The 3,165-nt window shown below is 65.4% G+C and carries 5 protein-coding genes; 3 read left to right on the forward strand and 2 right to left on the reverse strand.

Annotated features, from left to right (window positions below):
• The first annotated feature begins 95 nt into the window (after positions 1 to 95).
• The gene (locus ACJH7A_RS30205) at positions 96 to 272 is read left to right on the forward strand and encodes a hypothetical protein (protein ID WP_406803297.1); all 177 of its coding nucleotides are present in this window, start codon (positions 96 to 98) and stop codon (positions 270 to 272) included.
• Positions 273 to 282: 10 nt separating this feature from the next.
• Positions 283 to 1,056, forward strand: a complete 774-nt coding sequence (locus ACJH7A_RS30210) for a hypothetical protein (RefSeq protein ID WP_406775657.1) — start codon at positions 283 to 285, stop codon at positions 1,054 to 1,056.
• 613 nt (positions 1,057 to 1,669) lie between these two features.
• On the opposite strand, the gene ACJH7A_RS30215 is transcribed toward ACJH7A_RS30210, so the two are convergent.
• Positions 1,670 to 1,885: an integrase core domain-containing protein gene (locus tag ACJH7A_RS30215; RefSeq protein WP_406784734.1), complete on the reverse strand. Its 216-nt coding sequence runs from the start codon at positions 1,883 to 1,885 to the stop codon at positions 1,670 to 1,672.
• Between the two features lie 11 nt (positions 1,886 to 1,896).
• Positions 1,897 to 2,505: an IS3 family transposase gene (locus tag ACJH7A_RS30220; RefSeq protein ID WP_406803298.1), complete on the reverse strand. Its 609-nt coding sequence runs from the start codon at positions 2,503 to 2,505 to the stop codon at positions 1,897 to 1,899.
• Between the two features lie 4 nt (positions 2,506 to 2,509).
• Here ACJH7A_RS30220 and ACJH7A_RS30225 point away from each other — a divergent pair, with 4 nt between their 5' ends.
• Positions 2,510 to 3,115, forward strand: coding sequence for an IS3 family transposase (locus ACJH7A_RS30225; RefSeq protein WP_406803299.1), 606 nt, complete (start codon positions 2,510 to 2,512; stop codon positions 3,113 to 3,115).
• Positions 3,116 to 3,165: the final 50 nt, after the last annotated feature.

The following is a 3,165-nucleotide window of genomic DNA, read 5'->3' on the forward strand; positions in this document are numbered from 1 at the left end:
CTCGTCGTACTTCTTCGGCATGATGCGAACAACCTTCCCTCGAAAGAAGGTGTGCATCAAACCCGGGGTGGTTCAACGATGCGGCGGTCAAGGCGGTGCACGGCGACGACGTCGACGTGCTGTTGTCGGTGAAGCAGGTGGTCACAAGTTCCGGGGAGCCGGACCCGCGGACCGACTACGTCAGCGTCTCGATGACGATGCGCAAGGTTGGCGATCGATGGCTGGCCACCGAGGTGTTGCTGGCCGGAGCGGACGGTAAGCGTGGCAAATAGAGCCTGGGCGGTGGTCGGCGCAGCGGTCACCGCGATCGCTTTGACCGGTACGCCGACCGCCCACGCATCGATCGACGGATTCTGCAGTCAACTTGGCGCGGTCTGGGACGGTGGCGCGTGCACCGCAGTGGTCAAATCCCAGCGCGAAGCGGAAATGCTGCTGTCGCTGCGGGTTCCGGCAGAGTTCATCGACAACCCGACGGCCGGCCCGGTGCTGCGTGACTACTACACCCGCCTGTTCAACGGGTGGCGGAACACCGGCAACACCACGCCGCGCGACAGCAGCGCCAAGGCCGATTACGAGATCATTCCCGGTCCCGGTGGGGTGCAGTCGGTTGTGGTGCACGAGATGTTCGAGCCGTTCGGCATCCAGCCCAACAATGCCTTCCGATCCTTCGTGTTCGACATGAGCTCGGGGCGGCGGTTGTATCTGCCGGATTTGTTCCGGCCGGGAATCGATGGATACCAAGCAGTTTCGGCCGCCGCCGCACCGGTCCTGCCGCCGATACTCGACGCGGTACCTCCGCCGCACGCACCGGGCACCTACCCGTTCACCGTGCCGGAATTCCAGCCGGACAGCGCCGGCCCCGGGTACTCCGGCAGTTACCGGGCCTTCGCGCTCACCGGTGACTCCCTGCGGATCTACATGCCGGACCAGCCGATGGTGCGCGAAGACCCGACCCCACCGGGGCAACGCGTCTGGTCCATGGACGGCGGCACCGTCGTCGCAAACATCCCACTGGCAGCACTCGCTGGCAAGCTCAAGCCACAGTACGGCGGTTGACGAGTTGGGATCGACGACGACGCTGCTGCTGCTGCTGCTTCGCTCAGAAAGCAACGATCGAACCGCTATACGGCCAATTGGATACCGCTGGGCAACCACGTCCCTGTTACGCACCGGCCCGGCTTTGGTGCGCCCCGCGGTGAGCGCACCACCTGGGGGTGGGCGCGGCCGGCGTTGACTTACGTAGTTGCGACCGGTTCTCGGGGTGCTTGTGCTGCTGCGCTCCCTCTAGCGCCACTTCAACCATTCCACCCAGCTACTTGCGGCGACCTTCGAACGCCTACTACCGCAAGTCATTCCACCCGAACCGACCAGCGGAACACCGCGTGAGCGCCTCATCGAACTGCTCTCCCGGCGAGCTGACCTTCTCGCCGAAGCGCCGGTGCACGTCACCACCCTTGCCTGAGCGGCCCTGGGCCCCACCGAAACTCCCAGGTTCGTAGCAGAGGGCACGCATCCCCCACTGCCCACACCCTGCGCGCCCGCGTCGTCGAGCAATACCGGCAACCCTTCGACAACATCCTGCAAAGCCCCGACGCCCGCCCGTAACTCGGCGACCTCGACGTCGAACTCGCCGTATGCGTGGGCTTGACCCCAGTTGGTGGACACAGGATCAGGCGGCTTGTGCCGTCTGATTGATCCGGTTTTCGCATTCCACCGGGGTGATCATGCCGATCGCGGAATGGCGTCGGCGGCGGTTGTAGACCCGTTCGATCCAGTTACCGACGGCGAGCTTAGCGGCCGCTTTGGTCGGCCACAAGTACCGGTCATAGAACTCGACTTTCAATGTAGCCCAAAAAGATTCAGCCGCGGCGTTGTCCCAACACACCCCGGTCCTCCCTACTGAACGAGCGAGATCGTAGGTTCGGGCCAGGTGGGCCATCTGTGCGCTGGTGTATTGGCAGCCACGGTCAGCGTGAAATACCACCTGCCGGGTAACTGCCCACGGGCCACGGCCATCGCGACCGCGGCCTGCACTAGATCGGTGTGCAGATGGTCCTCAATGGCCCAGCCGATGATCCTCCGCGAATGCCCATCGCGCACCGCGCACAGATACAGCCAGCCCTCGCCGGTTCGCAGGTAAGTGATGTCACTGGTCCACACCCGGTTGATCGCACCGGCATCGAAGCGACGTTTGACCAGGTCCGGGATCGGTGGTGCATCCAGATCCGCCACCGTGGTCGCCGGCGCGAACGACCGTGGGCTGATCACGGCCAGGCCCTGGCGCGCCAGCGAGGCGGCCACGGTCTTGCGGGACACCGTGCGGCCTTTTTCACGTAGGTCAGCCAGGATCCGCGGTGCCCCGTACACCCCGTCAGAGGCGGTGTGAGCGGCCGCTACCGCGGCATCGAGATCGGCACGGCGCACCGCAGCCGCACCAGGTGCGGCGGCCGCGTTGGTGCGCCATTTGTAGAACCCCGAGCGGGACACCTCCAAGAGTCGGCACATCCGATTGGGGTCTGGGCCCAGCACGGCCGCGGTCCGACGTGCCGATCTCGATGCCGCTGTCGCGGCCGCGCACACCGCCTCTGATGGGGTCTACGGGGCACCGCGCATCCTGGCCGATCTGCGTGGGAAGGGCCGCACGGTGTCCCGTAAAACGGTGGCCGCTTCGCTGGCGCGCCAGGGCCTTCACGGGATCAGTCCACGGACGTTCGCTCCGGTGACCACGGTGGTGGATCTGGACGCCCCACCGATCCCTGATCTGGTGAAACGCCGTTTCGATGCCGGGACGCTCAATGCGGTGTGGACCAGCGACATCACCTATCTGCGCACCGGGCAAGGCTGGCTGTATCTGTGCGCGGTCCGTGATGGGCATTCCCGGCGGGTCATCGGCTGGGCCATCGAGGACTACCTGCATACCGATCTGGTCGAGTCGGCGGTCGCGATGGCGGTGGCTCTGCGCGCCGACCTGCCCGAGCAGGTGATCTTCCATGCGGATCGGGGCTGTCAGTACACCAGTGCGCAGATGGCTCGGGTTGCCCGCACCCACAATCTGGCCCGTTCGGTAGGGCGTACAGGTGTGTGCTGGGGAGCAATGATCAGAACCTGTGGATGAGCCTTGGTAGGGCGGCGTGAATGTGGGCGCGCCTTCCCGGGGATGATCAC

The sequence above is a fragment of the Mycobacterium sp. SMC-17 genome (assembly GCF_045310915.1).
Taxonomy (GTDB): domain Bacteria; phylum Actinomycetota; class Actinomycetes; order Mycobacteriales; family Mycobacteriaceae; genus Mycobacterium.